This is a genomic window from Pseudomonas sp. GW821-FHT07B01, assembly GCF_059419065.1.
The window spans coordinates 102,574-124,820 of sequence record NZ_JBWKRA010000012.1 but is presented as its reverse complement, the minus strand read 5'-3'; the positions used below and the strand labels follow the sequence as shown (position 1 = coordinate 124,820).

The following is a 22,247-nucleotide window of genomic DNA, read 5'->3' as shown; positions in this document are numbered from 1 at the left end:
GGCTCCGCTTTGAGTAAGGTGGGCTAGGCGATGTGTCGCCAGTCGAGCCCTGAATCTTGATCGGCCAGTTGCAGCCAGTCCGGGTCGCACCCGAGGGTGTCGACAAAACATTGCCGGGCAAGCGTCGGCAGGTTGTTCTTGCTGCTGAGGTGAGCCAGGACCAAGTGTTGCAGGTCTTGCCAGCCCAACTCGTACACCAGATATGCCGCCTGGTGATTGTTCAAATGTCCCAGCTCGCCGCCCACCCGTTGCTTGAGAAAGTAAGGGTAGTGACCGCGTGCCAGTAGATCCCTGCAGTGGTTGGACTCGATCATCAAGGCATCGAGGTCCCGGTAACCGTCCAGCACCCTGGCGCAGTAGGAACCCAGGTCGGTCAGCACGCCGAAACGCCGCTGGCCGTCACTGAATACGTATTGCGTGGGCTCCTGGGCATCGTGGGCAACCGCGACGACATTGATGCTTAGGGCACCGATTTGCAGTTGCTCGCCACCGGCCAGAAAACCTGCCGGCTCAACGGGTTTGCGCATCCCGCGCAACGTGCCACGACTCAAGTACACCGGCAGATTGTAGCGCCGAGACAGCAAACCCACGCCATGCACATGGTCGGCATGTTCGTGGGTTACCAGAATCGCGCTCAGTTGCGTGGGGTGAACCCCCAGGCGCAACAGGCGCCGCTCGGTTTCCCGCAAGGAGAAACCACAATCGACCAGCACGTACGTGTCATCATGGGCGACCAGCGTACCGTTCCCTTGGCTACCGCTGCCGAGAACGGCAAAACGCATCGGATCAGCCCAGGTTGTCTTGAATCACGCCCAACACTTTGCGCGCTGTTTCAGCTGGCGCGACGGTGTTGATGTTCTTCTCGACGGTGACTTGCACGCTTTCGCCCACCTTGCTCAAACGAACCTGGTAACGCTCGGCGCGGGTCTCGATCTCTTCCTTGGTCGGCGCGCTGCCGAACAATTTGCCGAAGAAACCTGGCTCGTCGTCTTTCTTCTCGGCCTTTTCAGCCACGTTGATGTAGTACAGGCCGAGGCTGCGGTTGATGTCTTCAACGCGCCAAGGGCCCTGCTCCAACGCGCGGCCAACACTGGCCCAGGCGCGGTCGAGGTCTTCACCCAGGTTCAGCACGACGTTGCCGCTACCGTCTTCGGTGAGGCTGACGCGGCTAGGGGTGTCGTAATCACGGGCGGCGAGGAGGGATACGGAACCGCCCTTCTCGGAGATACGGCTCATGCTGGCCAGCATCTCGTCGACCAACGCGGCGTCGACACCGGTGTTGACCGAGCGCGGGGTGAAGTCGACGTCAGCCGTGCTGCCGGCAGGCCGCTCGGCGCTGACTACATAGACTTCGCTGGTGTTGCGCTGCACGCCAGGCTCGATGCGTACACGCACACGGGCTTCGCTGTCGGCGGCTACACCGCCCGCCAGCAGGCGCTGGGCCATGTTGGCTGACAGCTCGCGACCTTGCTGCCACGCGGTGGTGAACTCACCGGTCTGCGGGCGCTGCTGGTCGAGACGGAAACCGTTGTCCTGGAAGAACTGCACCGCCACCGGCCAGACTTCGGCAGGTGGGCGCTGGGCCACGATCCAGCGGTTGTCGCCGCTTTTCTGCAGGCTGTAGTCGCTGGCATCGGCCACGGCCATGATCGGCTGTGGGCGCGGCACTACGTACTCACCCTTGACCGTGTCGTCGGCGACGTTGCGTGGAATCGGCAACAATGGGTCAAGGCGCTTGGCGACATTGACATCAGGCGGCAGTTGCATCGGTTTGGTTGCTTGCGCTTCCAGGTAATCGCTGCCGCGGTCACGGAAGTAGCCTTCCGGGCCCCATACCCAACCGCAGCCACTGGTGCTGGAGATAATCAAGGCAAGTGCGGAAAGTCCGGCCAATCGCTTCATGCGTAGTGCTTCCTCAATTAAACCAGGACGCCGGACTGGCGCAGGGCCTGTCGCAGCGGTTCGTGACAGGCTTCGCTGAGGGGGGTGAGCGGCAGACGGATACCGTCCGGCATCAGGCCCATCTCAAACAGCGCCCACTTCACGGGAATAGGATTGGATTCGATAAACAGTGTCTTGTTGAGCGGCATCAGCTTTTCGTGGATAGCGCGAGCGGTGGCTGCATCGCCCGCGATGGCGGCGGCACACATATCGCTCATGGCGCGCGGGGCCACGTTGGCGGTCACGGAGATATTGCCCTTGCCACCCAGCAGGATCAGCTCGACAGCGGTGGCGTCGTCACCGGAATACACCAGGAAGTCGCTGCTTACGCCGGCCAGGATATCCTTGGCGCGCTGCAGGTCGCCGGTGGCTTCCTTGATGCCGATGATGTTCGGCACGGTGGACAGGCGGATCACGGTCTCGGCCTTCATGTCGCACGCGGTGCGACCCGGTACGTTGTAGAGGATCTGCGGGATCTGCACGGCTTCGGCGATAGCTTTGAAGTGCTGGTACAAGCCTTCCTGGGTCGGCTTGTTGTAGTACGGAGTTACCAGCAGGCAAGCGTCGGCGCCAGCCTTCTTGGCGTTCCTGGTCAGCTCGATCGCCTCACGCGTCGAGTTGGCGCCCGTACCGGCGATCACGGCAATGCGGCCCGCAACGCGCTTGACCACGAACTCGATCACCTGGATGTGCTCTTCCACATCGAGGGTGGCCGATTCACCTGTGGTGCCGACCGCCACAATGGCGTTGGTGCCCTCTTGCAGGTGGAAGTCCACCAGTTTGCCCAGGCTGTCCCAGTCGAGACGACCTTGTGCATCCATGGGTGTGACCAGTGCCACCATACTGCCCGCAATCATGCAACCGCTCCTGCCGGAAAAAGAGAGCCGTAATGGTACTGGCGCCAAGATGCTTGTACAAGCGAAGTACCGCGTGAGGATGCGTTCTGGCGCAACTAAACGTCGGGCAATGACATCAGCGGGCCAAAGCACCGCCCGAAGCCGGCTGATCACGCAATGAAAACGCCACCTCCTAGCCCTTGGCGACGCTTTTCGCTACCCTTGATCCTTTGATCGATACAGCCCACACGGTATCGACCGCTCATCGCTTTAGGAAGGCTGCATGTCCACCCCCACAGTTCGCGAACAATTCCTTGTTATCAGTGCCCTCGGCGCCAACCCCATGGAGCTGACCAACGTCCTGTGCCGCGCCAGCCATGAGAACCGCTGCGCCGTCGTGACCTCCCGCCTCACCCGCCATGGCGAGTGCAGTGCGCTGGTCCTGCAGATTTCTGGCTCCTGGGATGCCTTGGCGCGCCTGGAAACCGGCCTGCCGGGCCTGGCCAAGAAGCATGATTTCACCGTCAACGTGGTACGCAGCGCCGCCCTGGAAAACCGTCCCCAGGCTCTGCCTTACGTAGCCTATGTCAGCTCGGCCTACCGTTCGGACATCGTCAACGAGTTGTGCCAGTTCTTTATCGACCATAACGTCGAGCTGGAAAACCTGACCTGTGACACCTACCAGGCGCCACAAACCGGCGGCACCATGCTCAATGCCACCTTTACCGTGACCTTGCCGGCCGGTGTACAGATCAGTTGGTTGCGCGACCAGTTCCTGGATTTCGCCGATGCCCTGAACCTCGACGCCTTGATCGAGCCATGGCGCCCACAAAACCCCATGTAAGGAAGTACCTCTCTATGCCGGTAGCCATCGACACACCCGTGGCCGATTTCGAGGCCCAGGCCACCAGCGGCCAGACCTTCAGCCTCGCGGCCCTCAAGGGCAAGCAAGTGGTGATCTACTTTTACCCGAAGGACAGCACCCCAGGCTGCACCACCGAAGGCCAGGGCTTTCGTGACCAGTACGCCGCATTCAAGGCCGCCAATACCGAAGTGTTCGGTGTGTCGCGTGACAGCGTGAAGTCCCACGAGAACTTCAAGGGCAAACAGGAATTTCCTTTCGAGCTGATCAGCGATAAGGACGAAGCGGTCTGCCAGCTGTTTGATGTAATCAAGTTGAAGAAGCTGTATGGCAAGGAATACCTGGGTGTGGATCGCAGCACATTCCTGATCGACAGCCAAGGCGTGCTGCGTCAGGAATGGCGCGGAGTGAAAGTGCCGGGGCATGTTGATGCCGTGTTGGCGGCAGCGCAGGCGCTGAATAAGGCCTGATTCTGCGTCGACAAGGCCGTCAGGCCTTGCGCAACCAATAACGGTACACACCCTCGGCGGCGTCTTCATGCTCCAGGGTGTGGCCAGCCAGCTTGGCAAAGGTGCGAAAATCACGCTGGGAGCCGGCGTCGGTGGCAGTCACCTTGAGCACGGCACCGCTGGCCATTTTATTGAGCTCCAGCTTGGCCTTGAGCAACGGCAAAGGGCAGTTAAGACCGCTGGCGTCGAGTTCGGTGTCACAGGCTACAGCGTCGGTCATGGTGCTACTCCAGGCAAACATTCGGGCCGCTTAGAATATCTGGTCCCAAGCTCAGTGTCCGGCTACAGTAAGCTCTTTGTCGAAAGGCTTTGTGCATGACTTTTTTGCGCCCTACCCTGCTGACGCTGGCCTGCCTGCTGGCCTCCCCGGGCTTTGCTGACGACCTGCCGTCACTTGGTGACGCCAGCTCTGCCATAGTCTCGCCGCAACAGGAATACCAATTGGGCCGTGCCTGGCTGGCCTACCTGCGCGGCCAGGTTTCGCAACTCAATGATCCGCAACTCAAGGATTACGTTGAAACCAGCGTGTACAAGCTGGTGGAGACCAGCCAGGTCAATGACCGGCGCCTGGAATTCATCCTGATCAACAGCCCACAGCTCAACGCCTTTGCGGCTCCCGGTGGGATCGTCGGGGTCAACGGCGGCCTGTTTCTCAATGCACAGACCGAAGGTGAATACGCGTCGGTACTGGCCCACGAACTGGCGCACTTGTCCCAGCGTCACTTCGCCCGAGGCGTGGAAGCGCAATCACGCATGCAACTGCCGATGATGGCCGCCCTGCTTGGCGGCATTATCGCCGCCGCTGCGGGTGCCGGCGATGCCGGTATCGCCGCGATTGCCGGCTCACAAGCCGCCGCGATCCAGGAACAGCGCCGCTTCTCTCGCCAGAACGAGCAAGAGGCAGACCGCATCGGCATCCTCAACCTTGAGAAAGCCGGGTACGACCCGCGCTCCATGCCCACCATGTTCGAACGGCTGATGCGCCAATACCGCTTCGACGCCAAGCCGCCGGAATTCCTGCTGACTCACCCGGTAACCGAATCGCGTATCGCCGACACCCGCAACCGCGCCGAACAAGCCAAACCTGGCGGCAAGGAAGACAGCCTGCGCTATCAACTGATTCGCGCACGGGTGCAGCTCAAGTACGAAGACACACCAGGTCTGGCCGCCAAGCGCTTCCAGGCGCAGCTGGATGAGAACCCTAAAAATGACGTAGCGCGTTATGGCCTGGCCATCGCTCAGATCAAGGGTACTCAACTCAAGGAAGCGCGGGAAAGCCTGGCGCCACTGTTGGCCAAGGCGCCCAACGACATTACCTACAACCTGGCCCAAATCGAACTGGACATCACCAGCAACCGCATGCCGGATGCGCAGCAACGTACCGACCGCATGCTCACCCAGTACCCCAGCAACTATCCGCTGAACCAGGTGCGAGTAGACCTGCTGCTTAAACAGAACCGTACCGCCGATGCAGAAAAGGCGCTGGATGGGCTGCTCAAGTCGCGGCCGGACGATCCGGACGTGTGGTATCAGGTCGCCGAGACTCGCGGCTTGTCCGGCAACATCATTGGCCTACATCAGGCTCGCGCCGAATATTTCGCATTGGTGGGGGATTTCCAGCAAGCCATCCAGCAGTTGGACTTTGCCAAGCGGCGCGCCGGCAATAACTTCCCGTTGTCCTCACGCATCGACGCCCGTCAGCGCGAGCTGATCGAACAAGAGCGCCTGGTGAAAGGCATGATGAGCTGAACCCGCCACCCACAAAAAAGCCCCGCTGCCGTTAACCGGCAGCGGGGCTTTTTTATAGGTCTAGCGGATTACTCGGCCAGTTTGAAGGTGATGAAGCTGGCACGGCCTTGACGCAGGACGCGCATCGACACCGAGCGATTCTTCGGCAACGCCTTGGCGATGTCGGCGAATTCCTTGGTGGTATCGATTGCCTGGTTGTTCAAGTGGGTGATCACGTCACCCGGTTGCAGGCCGATCAAGGCGGCTGGGCCGTCCTGAACTTCCTTGATCACTACACCACTTTGCAGGTCGAAGGTTTTCTTCTGCTCGGCGGTCAGTTCAACGACGGCAATACCCAGACGGTTACTGCTGCGCTCGGCGCCTGGCTTGGCGTTGCCCAGGGCGTCCAGGGTCGCGCCTTCTTCCGGAATTGCCCCAACGGTCAGTTCGACGTTCTGGCGCTTGCCGTCACGAATCACTTCCAGCTTGGCTTTGCCGCCGGCCTTGAGCGCGCCGACCAAGTGTGGCAAGTCCGCCGACATAATGATCGGCTGGCCGTTCATGCTCAGGATTACGTCACCGACTTTCAAGCCGCCTTTGGCCGCAGGGCCATTGTCCTGAATCTGCGCAACCAGGGCACCGGCCGGCTTGTCGAGACCGAAGGACTCAGCCAGGTCCTTGTTCACTTCCTGGATTACCACGCCCAACCAGCCGCGGCTGACCTTGCCGCCGCTTTTGAGTTGATTGGAGACGTCCATGGCCACATCGATCGGGATCGCGAAGGACACGCCCATGAAGCCACCGGAGCGGGTGTAGATCTGCGAGTTGATCCCCACCACTTCGCCGGCCAGGTTGAACAGCGGGCCACCGGAGTTACCCGGGTTGATCGGCACATCGGTCTGGATGAACGGTACGTAGTTTTCGTTTGGCAGGCTGCGACCGATGGCGCTGACGATGCCTTGGGTAACGGTGTGGTCAAAGCCGAACGGTGAACCGATCGCGACCACCCACTGACCGGCCTTCAGGTCCTGGGACTTACCCAGCTTAAGCACCGGCAAGTCCTTGCCATCGATTTTGAGCAAAGCCACGTCGGAACGTGGATCGGTGCCAATCAGCTTGGCCTTGAGTTCACTGCGGTCGGCCAGGCGCACGAGAATCTCGTCGGCATCGGCAATCACGTGGTTGTTGGTGAGGATGTATCCGTCAGGCGAAATGATGAAGCCGGAGCCCAGGGACTGGGCTTCGCGCTGACCACCGCCACCACGGGGAGAGCGAGGTTGGGGCATCCCGCGTTCGAAGAACTCGCGCAACATGGGCGGCAAGCCTTCCAGGTCGGGCATCTGCTGGTTCGAGACTTTGCGATCCGGCAGCTTCTGCGTGGTACTGATGTTCACCACGGCAGGCGAGGCCTGCTCCACCAGTTGGGTGAAGTCAGGCAGCTCGACCGCTTGCGCAGGTAAGGCCTGGCCCAGCACCAGCACTGTGGCGACTATGGATAAGTAAGACTTCAAACGTGGTATCGACATACAGCTCCCGTTACGACGAGCAGGGTTAAGCGACAGGGTTCAATAAACGCCGGATACTGCGACCGGCATTTTTGTTCCGCGAACAAACACGGCCAGAGCCATCAAACCCTGACCTATAAAAAACATGGGAAGTTTTTGCAAGTGAAAATGCTGATCCAGAGATTTCATACGCCCCGCACCCAACGAAATTCGGGCTCAGATTGAAAGAACAGGATGAACATAAGATTAACAATCTCAGGGCGTGGCGGCGGCCTTCTCACCACGTACCGACAACGCGATGCGCTCAGCAGTACCAATGGGAATTTCGCCCACTACCGTGACCATTATTTCGCCATCTACTGTATTCAAGCGCCGCGAGACTGCCACGGTCGGCCCAAGCTGAGCGCGGGTTTCATTCACATCGGCGCCATCGGCTAACTCAAGAAACACCGAAAAACGCGCAAGCCCATCGTCATACATCAGGCTGTCGACGGTAGATTTCGTTTGGGCATCTTTGCGCGTAGCGCTGCTGATCTGTTGGAAACCAGGCGGTAGCCAGTCCAGATGCCACTTTTGCGTGGCAGACAACTCAGGTGCTTTAGCGGCGGACATCGTTACTGGCGAACAGTCGCTGCTGGGCTGCAAGTCCTGGTCAGAAGGAGTGGCCGAAGCATCCAGGCGGGTGAACTGAAAACGCTCCAACAACTGCCCTTGGTCATTCAGCAGCAAGGATTTAAGCGGCAGCGCAGTTTCACGGTCCAGGTGTAATTCAAACCCATAACGATAGGGATCACGGGGGCTGATCGACACAATCACCGCATGACGACCGGCCACGCGCGATTTGCCAATAACGGCCAAGTCATAGAATGAAGTGAGTTTTTTTGGATCAAGAATACGCGTGGGTGCCTCAGGTGACTGACCGAGACCAGCCGCCAACGTGCCACTTACACATTGTGCCCGACCATCAACCCTGACCGCTTCCCGGGCGGAGCCGTCAAGTTGCAACAAGCGTTCACGAACATGACCATTCTGGACACGGTGCCAGATGTCATGGGTAGAAAAACTGCCGTTACGTTCGTAGACAAACGTACCTTCAAAGCTTTGCTGCTGCTCTGCACGCCCAAGTCGAGTCAGCCAGTCTTGGGCTTCATCGGCATGGGCGGATAGTGCAAACCAACTACTGAGCAAAAGCGTAAGGAGCGGTATGGCGCGCATAGGGCTCCTTAGCGAATCAGCGGTTTTCCTGGCTTGCTGCACGAGCGTATGGCAGAGCGCTGTCAGTGCCTTTGGCAGCCGATTCCTGCGCATGTTGACGCAGGTAGCCTGGAAGGCGCTGATCCTGCCAGCCGGATTGCCCCTGAAGTACACCATTAGCCATAGGGCCGGTGGTATCAGTGCTTTCCTTGTAGCCAGCCAGCACGGCCGGGCCTTTGACTTGCGGACCGGCCATGACCGGTTGCTGAGTCTGTTGGGCCAGCTCGTTGCCTGCGATCTCGTCCTGGTTGTACAGGCGAACGCCTGCCAATACAGCAACGGTCACCGAAGCGGCCACTGCCAGACGACCCAGGCTGCGCCACGGACCACGCGAGGCTTTTGCCGGAACGGCTTCATCAGCCAGTGCAGCAGAAACGGCCGCAGCAATATCCAGACGAGGGATTAGGAGATCCTTGTGCATCACCGCCCGAGCGACTTGGTAACGAGACCAGGTATCACGGGTTTCGGCGTCATCAAATGCGTTAAGCACTCGACGAAGTTCCAGTTCATCCGCTTCGTTATCCATCACTGCGGACAGCGATTCCTGCAGGGCATCACGACTCATGGCGGTTCCTCTCTTGGCTGTCGCCGCTGTCTTTAGTTTTCCTGCAACAACGGTTGCAAGGCTTTGTCGATGGCTTCCCGGGCCCGGAAAATCCGCGACCTCACAGTCCCCACCGGACATTGCATGACGCTCGCAATGTCTTCGTAACTCAGACCATCGAATTCACGTAAAGTTAACGCCGTACGCAAATCTTCTGGCAGTTGCTGAATAGTGCGATGGACGGTTCCTTCGATCTCGTCGCGCAGCAATGCACGCTCCGGCGACTCGAGATCTTTGAGGCCGTGATCACCATCGTAAAATTCAGCATCTTCTGAACTGACATCACTGTCTGGTGGGCGGCGACCGCGTGACACCAGATAGTTTTTCGCCGTGTTGATGGCGATGCGGTATAGCCACGTGTAAAACGCACTGTCACCGCGGAAATTTCCAAGTGCACGGTAAGCCTTGATAAAGGCTTCCTGCGCAACGTCCTGCGCTTCATGGGTGTCGTGCACAAACCGCACGATCAACCCGAGAATTTTGTGCTGGTATTTCAGCACTAGCAGATCAAATGCTCGCTTATCACCGCGCTGTACGCGCTCGACCAGCTGCTGATCCTCTTCCTGGGTTAGCATGAACACTCCTCGTTGTACTTGAAGGAGGCTTGCATAACTAAACGATCAGGCTTGCAAACATAGACTCGGGCTTTTCGCAAAAGTTCTCCCCCTTCAAGCAAGTTTCCGGCATGCACTGATTTGGCACACACGAAAAACGCAGCACGGTCGGTGCCGGCTGCGCGAATAATCTTGTCGCCGGTTTCGTGACGCGTCCAATGCTCCCGACGGGCCAATAAACTCAACGTTTTCCCAGCTTTCGGGCAACCTGCTATTGAGTCGGGGCTTATGCAAAAAGTTCCCGTCCCGCTAACCTGCCGTTTCCCAAAGCTGCGCAGCATAATCTCACAATGCCACGAAGGCGTGGCTATTGTGCCGCTCCACCCCTCTATATACTAGTGGCCCGTGTGACCCTTTGATTCGCCGATCCAGGCGTACTGTTTGCGCCCCCCTTTGGATCGCTTTTTGCGGAATCCGTCAAATGAGCCAACAGTTTCAACACGATGTCCTCGTAATCGGCAGCGGCGCCGCCGGCTTGAGCCTGGCCCTGACCCTGCCCAGCCATTTGCGTATAGCGGTTTTGAGCAAAGGCGACCTGGCCAACGGCTCGACCTTCTGGGCCCAGGGCGGTGTTGCTGCGGTGCTGGATGACACCGACACCGTGCAATCCCACGTCGAAGACACCCTTAACGCCGGCGGGGGCCTGTGCAACGAAGACGCCGTGCGCTTCACCGTCGAGCACAGCCGGGAAGCCATCCAATGGTTGATCGACCAAGGTGTACCCTTCACCCGCGATGAACATGCCGGCAGCGACGACGGTGGCTTTGAGTTCCACCTGACCCGCGAAGGCGGCCACAGCCATCGCCGAATCATTCACGCTGCCGATGCCACCGGGGCCGCGATTTTCAAGACCCTGCTCGACCAGGCCCGCCAACGTCCAAATATCCAATTGCTGGAGCAGCGCGTCGCCGTCGACCTGATCACCGAAAAACGCTTGGGCCTGCCGGGCGAACGCTGCCTGGGCGCCTACGTACTCAACCGCACCAGCGGTGAAGTCGATACCTATGGCGCACGCTTCACCATTCTTGCCTCGGGCGGCGCCGCCAAGGTCTACCTCTATACCAGCAACCCCGACGGTGCCTGCGGCGACGGCATTGCGATGGCCTGGCGCTCGGGCTGCCGGGTCGCCAACCTGGAGTTCAACCAATTCCACCCAACGTGCCTGTATCACCCGCAGGCCAAGAGCTTCCTGATCACCGAAGCCCTGCGCGGCGAAGGCGCACATTTGAAGCTGCCCAATGGCGAACGCTTCATGCAGCGCTTCGACCCACGCGCCGAGCTGGCACCACGCGATATCGTCGCCCGCGCCATCGACCACGAAATGAAGCGCCTGGGTATCGACTGCGTGTACCTGGACATCAGCCACAAGCCCGAAGCCTTCATCAAGACCCACTTCCCGACCGTCTACGAACGCTGCCTGACCTTCAATATCGACATTACCAAGGGCCCGATCCCCGTGGTGCCGGCCGCGCACTACACCTGCGGTGGCGTGATGGTCGATCAGCATGGCCGCACCGACGTGCCGGGCCTGTATGCCATCGGCGAAACCAGCTTCACCGGCCTGCACGGCGCCAACCGCATGGCCAGCAATTCATTGCTTGAATGCTTCGTGTATGCCCGCTCGGCGGCAGCGGACATTCTTGAGCAACTGCCGCGTATCCCGGTACCGGCCGCCCTGCCCCGCTGGGACGCGAGCCAGGTCACCGATTCGGACGAGGATGTGATCATCGCCCACAACTGGGACGAGCTGCGGCGCTTCATGTGGGATTATGTGGGCATCGTGCGCACCAACAAACGCCTGCAACGGGCGCAACATCGGGTGCGCTTGCTGCTGGATGAGATCGACGAGTTCTACAGCAATTATAAGGTCAGCCGCGACCTGATCGAGTTGCGCAACCTGGCCCAAGTGGCCGAGCTGATGATCCGGTCGGCCATGGAGCGCAAGGAAAGCCGCGGCCTGCATTACACCCTCGACTACCCACAGATGCTGCCCGAAGCCCGGGACACTATCCTGGTGCCAACCACCTACGGCGGCTGAACTTCAGGCGTACCCGCAGGCGTCGGTGCACATCGGCGGCCTGCGCATCCTTTGGCACGCAGATGGACCGCACTCGCCGTTCACCCCGCACCCGGTAACGCAACACCACGATCAGCGGCAACGCCAGGCTGTCGGGCCGCAGTTGCACAGGGTGCCACCCGCGTGCGGCGCTCCATAATTGCCAGCCATCGTCGTCACGGCGCAGGCCACGAATCGACGAACGGTGAGTGAGCAGGATTTGCCGCGGTAACACCCAGGCACAATGAGCCAGGCATAACAGGATGCCCAGGCTTGAGTAAGGCAGGTTTAGAACCAGCAGGCTGCCCAGCGCGATCAGTTGGGCAAGCACATAGGCCGCCAGCAACAGCCGCGAGGCCTGCCAGCGGCATTCGAAACGATTACTTGGGCTGGACACGGTCCAGGATCATCCGAACCATGCGCTGCAGCTCCGGGTCTTCGGATTCGGCGCGCTCCATGAACCAGCCAAACATGTCCTGGTCTTCGCACGTAAGCAACCTGACGTAGAGGTCGCGGTCCACCTGATTGAGCGTCGCGTACACCTCTTTGGTGAAAGGCACCAGCAACACATCCAGCTCCAGCATGCCGCGACGGCTGTGCCAGTAGAGGCGATTGATTTCTACATCTTCGACCATGGAGCCCTCCTAAAATAGAGCGCAAGTATACAGCCCAGGCGACACCGGAACAGTCGGCTTTGGTCGACCGCGACGAAACTATGCATTTGCCGGACGCCCCTCTATGATGCACCCATGACTTTTTGACCTGCGATGACCCATGGCTGACTCCGCTTTTTTCTGCTCCCTGTCCCACGAAGGCGTTCTCGCCGTCCGCGGCTCTGATGCTGCCAAGTTCCTGCAGGGCCAACTGACCTGCAACCTTAATTACCTGAGTGAAACCCAAGCCAGCCTGGGCGCGCGCTGCACGCAAAAAGGCCGGATGCAGTCGAGCTTCCGCATCCTGCTGCAGGGTGATGGCGTACTCCTGGCCATGGCCACCGAGTTGCTTGAACCGCAGCTGGCAGATTTGAAAAAGTACGCGGTGTTCTCCAAATCCAAGCTCACCGACGAAAGCGCTGCCTGGGCGCGCTTCGGCCTGGCGAACGCAGACGCGGCCCTGAGCGCCCTGGGCCTCGCGCTGCCGGTCGAGACCGATAGCGTGGCGCGCAACGAAGCATTGATCGCCGTCCGCGTTTCCCCGGGCCGTGCCGAACTCTGGGTACCTGCCGAACACGCCGGCGCCGTGCGCAGCCAATTGGCCGCGCAGTTGCAACAAGCTCAATTGAATGCCTGGCTGCTTGGTCAGATCCGTGCCGGTATCGGCCAGGTGATGCCCCAGACGCGCGAGTTGTTCATCCCGCAGATGCTCAACCTGCAGGCCGTGGGTGGCGTCAGCTTCAAGAAAGGCTGCTACACCGGCCAGGAAATCGTCGCGCGCATGCAGTACCTGGGCAAACTCAAGCGGCGCCTGTATCGCCTGAGCCTGGAGGCCGACGAACTTCCCGAGCCAGGCACGCCGCTGTTTTCCCCCAGCCATAACAGCGCAATCGGCGAAGTGGTCATCGCAGCAAAAGCTGACCAGTCGATTGAACTTCTCGCCGTGCTGCAAGCCGAAGCTGCCGACAGTGGCGACGTGCGCTTGGGCACCCTGGAGGGCCCGGGCTTGAATCTGCTTGACCTACCCTACCAACTGGACCGTGACCGCGAGATCCAGCGTTAATCGCCGTACTTTTTGCAGCACCCTAGAGAGCATGAATGAACAAGCTGGCGGAAAAAGTCCAACAAGCGTTGGTAACGGCCATCGACAACGATGACCTGGTTCTGCCGACATTGCCGGAGGTGGCCCTGAAAATTCGCCAGGCCGCCGAAGACCCGGACATCAGCATCAGCCACCTGAGCAAAGTGATCAGTCGTGACACGGCCCTGTCGGCGCGCCTGATCAAAGTGGTCAACAGCCCGCTGCTACGGGCCAGCCAGGAAGTCACCGATCTGCACACCGCCATCACCCGGCTCGGTACCAACTACAGCAGCAACCTGGCTATCGGCCTGGTGATGGAGCAGATCTTTCACGCCCGCTCCGAGGTGGTCGAACAGAAAATGCGCGACGTGTGGCGCCGCAGCCTGGAGGTGGCAGGCGTGAGCTACGCCTTGTGCCGTCGCCACAGCCAGCTCAAGCCAGACCAGGCGGCCCTGGGTGGCCTGGTGCATCAGATCGGCGTGCTGCCGATCCTCACGTATGCCGAGGATCACTATGAGCTGCTGGCCGACCCCGTCAGCCTCAACCACGTCATCGACAGCATCCACCCGGTGCTGGGGGACAAGCTGCTGCGGGTCTGGGACTTTCCCGAGATGCTGGTGAACGTGCCAGGCCAATACCTGGACCTGACACGCGACTCTGCAAGCCTGGACTACGTCGACCTGGTGCAGGTCGCCGCGCTGTACTGCCACCGCGGCACCGACCATCCCCTGGGGACCGCGCCGATTGCCACATTGCCGGCCCTCATGAAGTTGCGCATAGACCTGCACAGCGACGCCCTGCGCAGTGAACTGGACGAAGCGCGCTCGATGTTTTACTGATCAACCCGCGATAAAACTCACGCGTACCTTTAGCCCCGCCAGCTCGCCATCATGCAGGCTGATCTGCGCCAGGTGCGCACGGCAAATCTCCCCGACAATCGCAAGCCCCAAGCCCGACCCCATGCCCTGCTGGCTGCGTCGATAAAAGCGCTCGAATACCCGGTCCCGCTCATCCAGCGGGATGCCAGGGCCGTCATCCTCGACTTCCAGCACCGCCGGGGCCGTCACTCGCAGAATGACGTTGCCGCCGGGCGGGGTATGGGCCAAAGCGTTATCCACCAGGTTGCTGAGCAGCTCATTCAACAGCGTTGGTTCGCCGCGCAGCCATACCGGCTCGTCGGCCTCCAGCGCCAGGGCCACGCCCCGCGCATGGGCCAGCGGCGCCATGGCCATACCGAGCTCACGGGCCAATTGGCTCAAATCGAGCAGTTGCGCACCGCCTTCGGCAATGGCGCGGGCACCGTTTTCGATGCGGGCCAGGGACAACAATTGATTTGCCAGGTGTGTCAGCCGGTCGGTGCCCTGGGCGGCCGTTTCCAGGGTGTTGCGCCAGGTGGCCGGTTCTTCGGCACGCAGGCCCAGTTCCAGCCTGGCCTTAAGCGCCGCCAGGGGGGTGCGCAGCTCGTGGGCAGCGTCGGCAATAAACTGCGCCTGGCGCTCGAACTGCCCGCGCAGACGTTCGGTGAAATGGTTGAGTGAGCGTACCAGTGGGCCGAACTCGTCCTGAACTTCCACCAAGGGCAGGGGCCGCAGATCATCAGGCTGGCGCTCTTCCACCGCCGTACGCAGGCGTTCCAGCGGGCGCAGTGCGGCGCTCACCGCGAACCACACCAGCAATAACGCACCGATGGCGAGCATGCCCAGGCGCAACAAGGTGTCGGCCATCAGGCTGCGGGCCATGGCCACCCGGGCTTCGTCGGTCTCCGCGACACGAACTTCGGCCATGCCATTCATGTTCGGCTCCGAGACGGCCTTGAGCAGGCTCACCACGCGCACAGGCTGGCCCAAATACATGGCGTTGTAGAACCGCGCCAAGGCCGGGTAATCGTCGGTGCGGGGCGTGCCGGGCGGCGGGCCAGGCAGGTTTTCGTAACCGGAAATCAGTTTCTGATCAATATCATTGACCTGGTAATAAATGCGCCCGGCACTGTCGTAGGCAAAAGTGTCCAAGGCCACATAGGGCACATTGGCGCTGAGGGTGCCGTCCACCTGGGTCAAGCCGGCGGCAATGGTGCGTGCCGAGGCCAGCAGCGTGCGGTCATAAGCGGTGTCGGCGGCTTCGCGACCGTTCCAATAAGCGCTCATGCCGCTAGCGAGCATCAACAACACCAGCAATAACGCAAGGTTGCACAGCAAGCGCCAGCGCAGGCTGCTGGGCTTATGCATCACGGGCTTCCAGCAAATAGCCAAGGCCGCGGAAGGTGACGATGGCGATGGGTTGGCCATCGAGCTTCTTGCGCAGGCGATGCACGTAGATTTCGATGGCGTCGGGGCTCGCCTCCTCGTCCAGGCCGAATACCTGGGAAGCCAATTGCTCCTTGCTCATCACGCGCCCCGGCCGGGCGATCAAGGCTTCGAGCACCGCTTGTTCTCGGGAGGTCAAGGTCATCAGCTCGCCTGCGACCGTGAAGCGCCGAGTGTCGAGGTCGTACACCAGCACACCGCAGGTTTGCTGACGCTCGCCGCCCAACACGCTGCGCCGCAACAGTGCCTTGACCCGTGCTTCGAGTTCCGTGAGTTCAAACGGTTTGGCCAGGTAGTCATCGGCGCCCAGGTTCAGGCCGTGCACGCGGTCTTTTACATCACTGCGAGCAGTCAGCATCAGCACCGGCAGATTTTTTCCACGTGCCCGCAAACGCGCGAGCACCTCGAAACCATCCAGGCGCGGCAGCCCTACGTCCAGGATCACCGCGGCGTATTCCTCGCTGCTCAAGGCCAGGTCCGCCGCCACGCCGTCATGCAACACATCAACGGTCAAACCCATGCTCTTGAGCGCTTGGGCCACGCTTTCGGCGAGCTGCAGATGGTCTTCAACCAGGAGGACACGCATGGATTTCTACCTCGTTCAGGGGTGGTCGGCGCCACGCTTTGCCCGGCAGTTTACAGCCGCAACCTGGCCTGTGAAGCCCGAAAACATTGAAAGGCGATTGAAAGGTTAGTGAAAGCTTCGCCCTTTAGCATCCAACCACGGTGGTCTATGCCCGCCGAGTTGCCTGACCCGTAGCGCCCGAAAAACGCCTCGAAGCGTTTTCGCCAGAATAAGAACAATAACGGAGTACACCACGATGCTGTCGACCCAGCCACAGGCTTGCCCGCCTGTTCGTTCTTCCCGCCTGACCCACACCGCCCTCGCCAGTGCCGCTGCCCTTGCCGGCTTTGCGCCGCTCAGCCAGGCTGCCTTCTTCGAAGACAGTAGCGCGACCCTGGAAACCCGCAACATGTACTTCAATCGCGACTTTCGCGACGGTACCAGTGCGCAGCAATCCAAGCGCGACGAATGGGCCCAGGGCTTCATGCTCAACGTGCAATCAGGCTACACCGACGGCACCGTCGGCTTTGGCGTGGATGCGCTGGGCATGCTCGGCGTCAAGCTCGACTCCAGCCCCGACCGCACCGGCACCGGCCTGCTGCCGACCCACGATGACGGCCGCGCCGCCAACGAGTACGCCAAGCTGGGCCTGACCGGCAAAGTGAAAATCTCCGCCACCGAGCTGAAGATCGGCTCGCTGATCCCCGAACTGCCGATCCTCAAGCCCAACGACGGGCGCATCCTGCCGCAGACCTTCAACGGTGGCTTGATCACCTCCAAGGAATTCAAGAACCTGGTATTCACTGGTGGCCGCCTGGATAAAGCCAAGGACCGCGACGACACCAACTACGAAGACATCGCGCTCAATAACAAGAACAGCCGCTTCCTCAGCGGAGCCACCGGCAAGCACTTCAACTTCGGTGGCGTCGACTACAAGTTCGCCGACAAGATCACCGGCAGCTACCACTTCGCCCAGCTCGACGACGTGTATCGCCAACACTTCCTCGGCATGGTCGCCTCACGCCCGATGGGCCCTGGCACTTTCGCCGCCGACCTGCGACTGGCAATCAGCGATGACACCGGCTCGGCCCGCGGCGGCAATATCGACAACAAGTCCCTCAACGGCCTGTTCAGCTATGCCCTCAATGGCCATAAGCTCAGCGCCGGCTACCAGCACATGTCCGGCGACAGCGCCTTCCCGTATGTGGATGGCAGCGACCCGTACCTGGTCAACTTCGTGCAGATCAACGATTTTGCCGGCGCCGAAGAACGCTCCTGGCAGGCACGTTACGACTACGACTTCGCCAAGCTGGGCATTCCTGGCTTGAGTTTCATGAGCCGTTACCTCTCGGGTGACAACATCAAGCTCAAGAACGGCGAGACCGGCAAGGAGTGGGAACGCAACAGCGAGATCAAGTACGTGGTGCAAAGCGGCACGTTCAAAGATGTGGCCGTGCGCCTGCGTAACGCCACCTATCGTTCCAACTACTCGGCCCGTGATGCGGATGAAATGCGCTTGCTGGTCAGCTACAGCGTCGCACTTTGGTAGTACCCCTTATAACAACAACGATGGAGATCGCCATGACCCCTTCACTGCGTAAATTTGCCCTCGCCGCCGGCTGCATGCTGTTCGCCGGCCAACTGCTGGCCGCCGACGAACCCAAGCGTCCGGAATGCATCGCCCCGGCCTCCCCTGGCGGCGGTTTTGACCTGACCTGCAAACTGGCGCAAAGCGCGCTGGTGAACCAGAAGCTGCTGACCAAGCCGATGCGTGTGACCTACATGCCAGGCGGCGTGGGCGCGGTGGCCTACAACGCGGTCGTCGCCCAGCGCCCTGCAGATGCCGGCACGTTGGTCGCCTGGTCGAGCGGTTCGTTGCTGAACCTGGCCCAGGGCAAGTTCGGCCGTTTTGATGAAAGCGCCGTGCGCTGGTTGGCGGCAGTGGGCACCAGCTATGGCGCCATCGCGGTGAAAAGCGACTCGCCCTACAAGACCCTCGACGACCTGGTCAAAGCCCTGAAGAAAGACCCGGGCAGCGTGGTGATCGGCTCCGGCGGCACCGTCGGCAGCCAGGACTGGATGCAAACCGCACTGATCGCCAAGGCCGCCGGGATCAACCCGCGCGAACTGCGTTACGTCGCCCTTGAGGGTGGCGGTGAAATCGCTACGGCTCTGCTGGGGGGGCATATCCAGGTGGGCAGTACCGACATCTCCGACTCCATGCCGCATATCCAGAGCGGCGATATGCGCCTGCTGGCGGTGTTCTCCGAGCAACGCCTGGATGAGCCGGAAATGAAGGACATCCCGACCGCCAAAGAGCAAGGCTACGACATCGTCTGGCCGGTGGTGCGTGGCTTCTACCTGGGGCCAAAGGTCAGCGATGCCGACTACGCCTGGTGGAAAGACGCCTTCGACAAACTGCTGGCTTCCGAGGAGTTCGCCAAGCTGCGTGACCAGCGCGAGCTGTTCCCGTTCGCCATGACGGGCCAGGAGCTGGACACCTACGTGAAGAAACAGGTGGCTGACTACAAAGTGCTGGCCAAAGAGTTCGGCCTGATCCAGTAATCGCCCCTCTTTTGTGTAATGCCCCTGTAGGAGCGAGCGTACTCGCGAAGAACCCAAGGACATCCACGTGCGTCCAGAGAGCACGCGTTATCGTTGAAGTTTTTCGCGAGCAAGCTCGCTCCTACAAGAGGGGCCTTGGAGTTTTCTATGCTCTTACAACGCATTTTCGCTGCCGTGCTATTGCTGGCCTGTATCGGCCTGGCGCTGATGGCCTGGCCGTATCAGGCGGCTTTTTCCTACGAACCCGTAGGGCCAAGAGCCTTCCCCCTGCTGTTGCTCGGGCTGATGGGCCTGGCGCTCATCTACATGATGATTCGCCCGCAGGCGACCAAACACACTGACGATGAACCCGCGCTGGATCAACCCACGTTGATCAAGATCGGCATCTGTGTGGCCCTGCTGCTGGTGTTTGCCGGCACATTCGAATCCTTGGGTTTCATTCTCAGCAGCATGCTGATCGGTATTCCGATGGCACGGCTGTACGGCGGCCGCTGGTTGCCCAGCGTGGTGATCATCACCTTGATGAGCGTCGGTCTTTATCTGCTGTTCGATAAAACCATGGACGTACCGTTGCCCCTCGGCCTGCTCGACGTTCTGGAGAACTGATATGGATACTTTTGGCTATTTGGGCCAGGGTTTCGGCGTTGCGCTGAGCCCCTATAACCTTGTGACCGCGTTGTGCGGCACCCTGATCGGCACCGTGGTCGGCCTGTTGCCGGGCCTGGGTCCGATCAACGGCGTGGCACTGTTGATCCCCATCGCCTTTGCCCTGGGCTTGCCGCCCGAGTCGGCGCTGATCCTGCTGGCAGCCGTGTACCTGGGTTGTGAATACGGCGGCCGCATCAGCTCGATTCTGCTGAACATCCCGGGCGAAGCCTCCACCGTGATGACCACCCTCGACGGCTACCCGATGGCCCGCAAAGGCCTGGCTGGCGTGGCACTGTCGTTGTCGGCGTGGAGTTCGTTCATCGGCGCGTTTATCGCTACCTGCGGCATGGTGCTGTTCGCTCCGCTGCTGGCCAAGTGGGCGATTGCTTTCGGCCCGGCGGAATATTTTGTCTTAATGGTGTTTGCGATTGTCTGCCTGGGCGGCATGGCCGGTGACAAACCACTGAAGACTTTTGTTGCGGCGCTGATCGGCTTGTTCCTCTCTTGCGTGGGCATCGACGCCAACAGCGGTGTGTACCGCTTTACCGGCGACAATATTCACCTGACCGACGGTATCCAGTTCGTGGTCCTGGTGCTCGGCCTGTTCTCCATCAGCGAGATTCTCCTGCTGCTGGAAAAAACCCACCGTGGCCAGGAAGCGGTGAAAGCCACAGGGCGCATGATGTTCAACGTCAAGGAAGCCTTGTCGGTACTGACCGTGAACCTTCGTTGCGGCGTATCGGGTTTTATCATCGGCGTATTGCCGGGTGCGGGTGCGACCATGGCCTCGGCCGTTGCCTACATGACCGAGAAACGCATCGCAGGCGCCAGCGGCAAATTCGGTCAGGGCGACATGCGCGGCCTGGCCGCTCCAGAAACCGCGATCGGCGCGTCGGTCTGCGGCGCCATGGTACCCATGCTGACCCTCGGCGTTCCTGGCTCGGGCACCACGGCGGTGATGATCGGCGCCCTGTCGCTGTACAACATCACTCCCGGCCCACTGCTGTTCCAACAGCAACCGGACATTGTCTGGGGCCTGATCGCCTCGTTGTTCATCGCCAACATCATGCTGGTCGTGCTCAACATCCCGATGATCCGCATCTTCACCCGTATCCTCGCCGTGCCGAACTGGGCGCTGGTGCCGGTGATCGCCATCATCACCGCGATTGGCGTGTACGCCGTGCATGCCACCACCTTCGATCTGTTCCTGATGATCGCCATCGGCATCTTCGGCTACATCCTGCGCAAGCTGGACTTCCCGCTGTCGCCGCTGCTGCTGGGCTTTATCCTCGGCGGCCTGATGGAGCAGAACCTGCGCCGTGCGCTGTCGATCTCCAACGGTGCGCTGGAAATCCTGTGGTCGAGCCCTATCACCTTTGGCGTCTGGGTGCTGACCGCAATCATGCTGCTTGTACCGCTGCTGCGTATCTGGCGTAAACGCGTGCAACAGCGTCGTGCCCTGGCCGATGTCTGAGGTCACCTTTAAACATTGGTGGGGAACACCGCTGGTCGGCCTGGCCGGCGGTTACCTGGCCAGCCTGGTGGGCTGGCCTTTGCCGTACATGGTCGGCTCGTTGCTGGCGATCATCCTGGTGCGCTGCCTCACGCCCTGGCAATTGGCGGAGATTCCCGGCGGGCGCAAATGCGGCCAATGGGTGGTGGGCATCGGCATTGGCTTGCACTTCACCCCGCTGGTGATCGAGCAGGTGATGAGCCACTTCGGCCTGATCTTCTTCGGTGCACTGGTCACCAGCTTGTCAAGCGTGGTCGGCGTGTGGTTGATGCGCCGCAGCGGTGAAGACCGCGCCACGGCGTTTTTCTCCAGCATGCCGGGCGGTTCCGGGGAGATGGTCAACCTGGGCGCCCGCAATGGCGCGGTGCTCGGCCGGGTTGCGGCCGGGCAAAGCCTGCGTGTGCTGGTGGTGGTGCTGTGCGTGCCAGCGATCTTCAAATATTTGCTCGGAGGCGGCGCGCCGCAGTTCCATCCGGCGCCCGTGGACTGGGCGTGGCTGGCCGTGCTGTTTCCGGTGGGTGCGCTGGTTGCCTGGGGCTGGCAACGCTTGCGCCAACCCAACCCTTGGCTGTTCGGGCCATTGCTGGTGAGCGCGATCGCCAGTGTGACCTGGGACTTACACATCGGCCTGCCAGACGGCGGCAGTCAGATCGGCCAATGGTTGATCGGCAGCGGTTTGGGCTGCCACTTCAATCGGCAGTTCTTCCGTCGCGCGCCATCGTTCATGGGCCGCACCTTGATTGGCACGGCATTGACCATGCTGCTGGCGACGTTAGCGGCGGTGGGCTTGAGCGCCCTCACTCACCTCGACCTGCGATCACTGACCCTGGGCATGATGCCAGGCGGTATCGCTGAAATGAGCCTGACAGCTGAAACCCTACAGCTGTCGGTGCCCTTGGTGACGGCGATGCAGGTGATGCGCTTGTTGTTCGTGCTGTTCTTGGCCGAGCCTTTGTTTCGGCACTGGAACCGTCAGCCCGACGCCCTCTAAAACCTCCCACATGTTGAAT

The 22,247-nt window shown here is 60.7% G+C and carries 23 protein-coding genes; 11 read left to right on the top strand and 12 right to left on the bottom strand.

Annotated features, from left to right (window positions below):
- Positions 1–23: 23 nt before the first annotated feature.
- The 3 genes from AC07S6_RS15455 to dapA are packed head-to-tail and all read right to left on the bottom strand — an operon-like array spanning position 24 to position 2,798.
- Positions 24–782, bottom strand: coding sequence for an MBL fold metallo-hydrolase (locus tag AC07S6_RS15455; protein WP_060764420.1), 759 nt, complete (start codon positions 780–782; stop codon positions 24–26).
- A 4-nt stretch (positions 783–786) separates the two neighbouring features.
- Positions 787–1,902, bottom strand: coding sequence for an NlpB/DapX family lipoprotein (gene bamC, locus AC07S6_RS15450; protein ID WP_032892980.1), 1,116 nt, complete (start codon positions 1,900–1,902; stop codon positions 787–789).
- 17 nt (positions 1,903–1,919) lie between these two features.
- On the bottom strand, positions 1,920–2,798 hold the full coding sequence (dapA, locus tag AC07S6_RS15445; protein ID WP_054897607.1) for a 4-hydroxy-tetrahydrodipicolinate synthase: 879 nt from the start codon (positions 2,796–2,798) through the stop codon (positions 1,920–1,922).
- A 262-nt stretch (positions 2,799–3,060) separates the two neighbouring features.
- On the opposite strand from dapA, the gene AC07S6_RS15440 reads away from it, so the two are divergent.
- Positions 3,061–3,621, top strand: a complete 561-nt coding sequence (locus AC07S6_RS15440; RefSeq protein WP_003189463.1) for a glycine cleavage system transcriptional repressor — start codon at positions 3,061–3,063, stop codon at positions 3,619–3,621.
- Between the two features lie 14 nt (positions 3,622–3,635).
- The gene (locus AC07S6_RS15435; protein ID WP_003189461.1) at positions 3,636–4,109 is read left to right on the top strand and encodes a peroxiredoxin; all 474 of its coding nucleotides are present in this window, start codon (positions 3,636–3,638) and stop codon (positions 4,107–4,109) included.
- Between the two features lie 19 nt (positions 4,110–4,128).
- Here AC07S6_RS15435 and AC07S6_RS15430 read toward each other — a convergent pair whose 3' ends face one another.
- Positions 4,129–4,368 carry a sulfurtransferase TusA family protein gene (locus tag AC07S6_RS15430; protein WP_495112583.1) on the bottom strand — a complete coding sequence of 80 codons (240 nt, stop codon included), beginning with the start codon at positions 4,366–4,368 and terminating at the stop codon, positions 4,129–4,131.
- A gap of 95 nt (positions 4,369–4,463) precedes the next feature.
- Here AC07S6_RS15430 and AC07S6_RS15425 point away from each other — a divergent pair, with 95 nt between their 5' ends.
- Positions 4,464–5,897 carry a M48 family metalloprotease gene (locus tag AC07S6_RS15425; protein WP_197880209.1) on the top strand — a complete coding sequence of 478 codons (1,434 nt, stop codon included), beginning with the start codon at positions 4,464–4,466 and terminating at the stop codon, positions 5,895–5,897.
- 68 nt (positions 5,898–5,965) lie between these two features.
- Here the strand turns inward: AC07S6_RS15425 and AC07S6_RS15420 are convergent, their stop codons facing one another.
- The 4 genes from AC07S6_RS15420 to rpoE all read right to left on the bottom strand — a co-directional run bounded on the left by AC07S6_RS15420 (position 5,966) and on the right by rpoE (position 9,814).
- Positions 5,966–7,402: a DegQ family serine endoprotease gene (locus AC07S6_RS15420; protein WP_014717365.1), complete on the bottom strand. Its 1,437-nt coding sequence runs from the start codon at positions 7,400–7,402 to the stop codon at positions 5,966–5,968.
- A gap of 234 nt (positions 7,403–7,636) precedes the next feature.
- Entirely contained in the window at positions 7,637–8,596 is a 960-nt protein-coding gene (locus AC07S6_RS15415) for a MucB/RseB C-terminal domain-containing protein (RefSeq protein WP_490613718.1), read from the bottom strand.
- 16 nt (positions 8,597–8,612) lie between these two features.
- Complete coding sequence (locus tag AC07S6_RS15410) at positions 8,613–9,200, bottom strand: sigma-E factor negative regulatory protein (RefSeq protein ID WP_034126575.1); 588 nt, start codon at positions 9,198–9,200, stop codon at positions 8,613–8,615.
- 32 nt (positions 9,201–9,232) lie between these two features.
- Positions 9,233–9,814, bottom strand: a complete 582-nt coding sequence (gene rpoE / locus AC07S6_RS15405; protein WP_003172477.1) for an RNA polymerase sigma factor RpoE/AlgU — start codon at positions 9,812–9,814, stop codon at positions 9,233–9,235.
- A 460-nt stretch (positions 9,815–10,274) separates the two neighbouring features.
- Between rpoE and nadB the strand changes: the two genes are divergently transcribed.
- Positions 10,275–11,891 carry an L-aspartate oxidase gene (gene nadB, locus AC07S6_RS15400; protein ID WP_054897610.1) on the top strand — a complete coding sequence of 539 codons (1,617 nt, stop codon included), beginning with the start codon at positions 10,275–10,277 and terminating at the stop codon, positions 11,889–11,891.
- Here nadB and AC07S6_RS15395 read toward each other — a convergent pair.
- Positions 11,860–12,306, bottom strand: coding sequence for a protein YgfX (locus AC07S6_RS15395; protein WP_495112582.1), 447 nt, complete (start codon positions 12,304–12,306; stop codon positions 11,860–11,862). The genes nadB and AC07S6_RS15395 overlap by 32 nt on opposite strands.
- The gene (locus tag AC07S6_RS15390; RefSeq protein ID WP_014717362.1) at positions 12,290–12,544 is read right to left on the bottom strand and encodes an FAD assembly factor SdhE; all 255 of its coding nucleotides are present in this window, start codon (positions 12,542–12,544) and stop codon (positions 12,290–12,292) included. The genes AC07S6_RS15395 and AC07S6_RS15390 overlap by 17 nt, the downstream gene beginning before the upstream one ends.
- A gap of 139 nt (positions 12,545–12,683) precedes the next feature.
- Here AC07S6_RS15390 and ygfZ point away from each other — a divergent pair, with 139 nt between their 5' ends.
- Positions 12,684–13,625: a CAF17-like 4Fe-4S cluster assembly/insertion protein YgfZ gene (gene ygfZ / locus AC07S6_RS15385; protein WP_495112581.1), complete on the top strand. Its 942-nt coding sequence runs from the start codon at positions 12,684–12,686 to the stop codon at positions 13,623–13,625.
- Between the two features lie 35 nt (positions 13,626–13,660).
- Complete coding sequence (locus AC07S6_RS15380; protein ID WP_495112580.1) at positions 13,661–14,482, top strand: HDOD domain-containing protein; 822 nt, start codon at positions 13,661–13,663, stop codon at positions 14,480–14,482.
- On the opposite strand, the gene AC07S6_RS15375 is transcribed toward AC07S6_RS15380, so the two are convergent.
- Both AC07S6_RS15375 and AC07S6_RS15370 read right to left on the bottom strand, forming a co-directional pair.
- Positions 14,483–15,868, bottom strand: a complete 1,386-nt coding sequence (locus AC07S6_RS15375; protein WP_197880217.1) for a sensor histidine kinase — start codon at positions 15,866–15,868, stop codon at positions 14,483–14,485.
- A complete protein-coding gene (locus AC07S6_RS15370) occupies positions 15,861–16,532 on the bottom strand; it encodes a response regulator (protein WP_014717358.1) in 672 nt (223 codons plus the stop codon). The genes AC07S6_RS15375 and AC07S6_RS15370 overlap by 8 nt, the downstream gene beginning before the upstream one ends.
- A gap of 235 nt (positions 16,533–16,767) precedes the next feature.
- Here AC07S6_RS15370 and AC07S6_RS15365 point away from each other — a divergent pair, with 235 nt between their 5' ends.
- The 5 genes from AC07S6_RS15365 to AC07S6_RS15345 all read left to right on the top strand — a co-directional run bounded on the left by AC07S6_RS15365 (position 16,768) and on the right by AC07S6_RS15345 (position 22,228).
- Positions 16,768–18,060, top strand: a complete 1,293-nt coding sequence (locus tag AC07S6_RS15365; RefSeq protein ID WP_197880218.1) for an OprD family porin — start codon at positions 16,768–16,770, stop codon at positions 18,058–18,060.
- A 32-nt stretch (positions 18,061–18,092) separates the two neighbouring features.
- Positions 18,093–19,076 (top strand): Bug family tripartite tricarboxylate transporter substrate binding protein, encoded by a 984-nt coding sequence (locus AC07S6_RS15360; protein ID WP_014717356.1) that lies wholly within the window; start codon positions 18,093–18,095, stop codon positions 19,074–19,076.
- Positions 19,077–19,223: 147 nt separating this feature from the next.
- The gene (locus tag AC07S6_RS15355; protein WP_003189430.1) at positions 19,224–19,682 is read left to right on the top strand and encodes a tripartite tricarboxylate transporter TctB family protein; all 459 of its coding nucleotides are present in this window, start codon (positions 19,224–19,226) and stop codon (positions 19,680–19,682) included.
- Between the two features lies 1 nt (position 19,683).
- Positions 19,684–21,198, top strand: a complete 1,515-nt coding sequence (locus AC07S6_RS15350) for a tripartite tricarboxylate transporter permease (RefSeq protein ID WP_014717355.1) — start codon at positions 19,684–19,686, stop codon at positions 21,196–21,198.
- Complete coding sequence (locus tag AC07S6_RS15345) at positions 21,191–22,228, top strand: AbrB family transcriptional regulator (RefSeq protein WP_495112579.1); 1,038 nt, start codon at positions 21,191–21,193, stop codon at positions 22,226–22,228. Before AC07S6_RS15350 ends, AC07S6_RS15345 begins: the two co-directional genes overlap by 8 nt.
- Positions 22,229–22,247 lie beyond the last annotated feature (19 nt).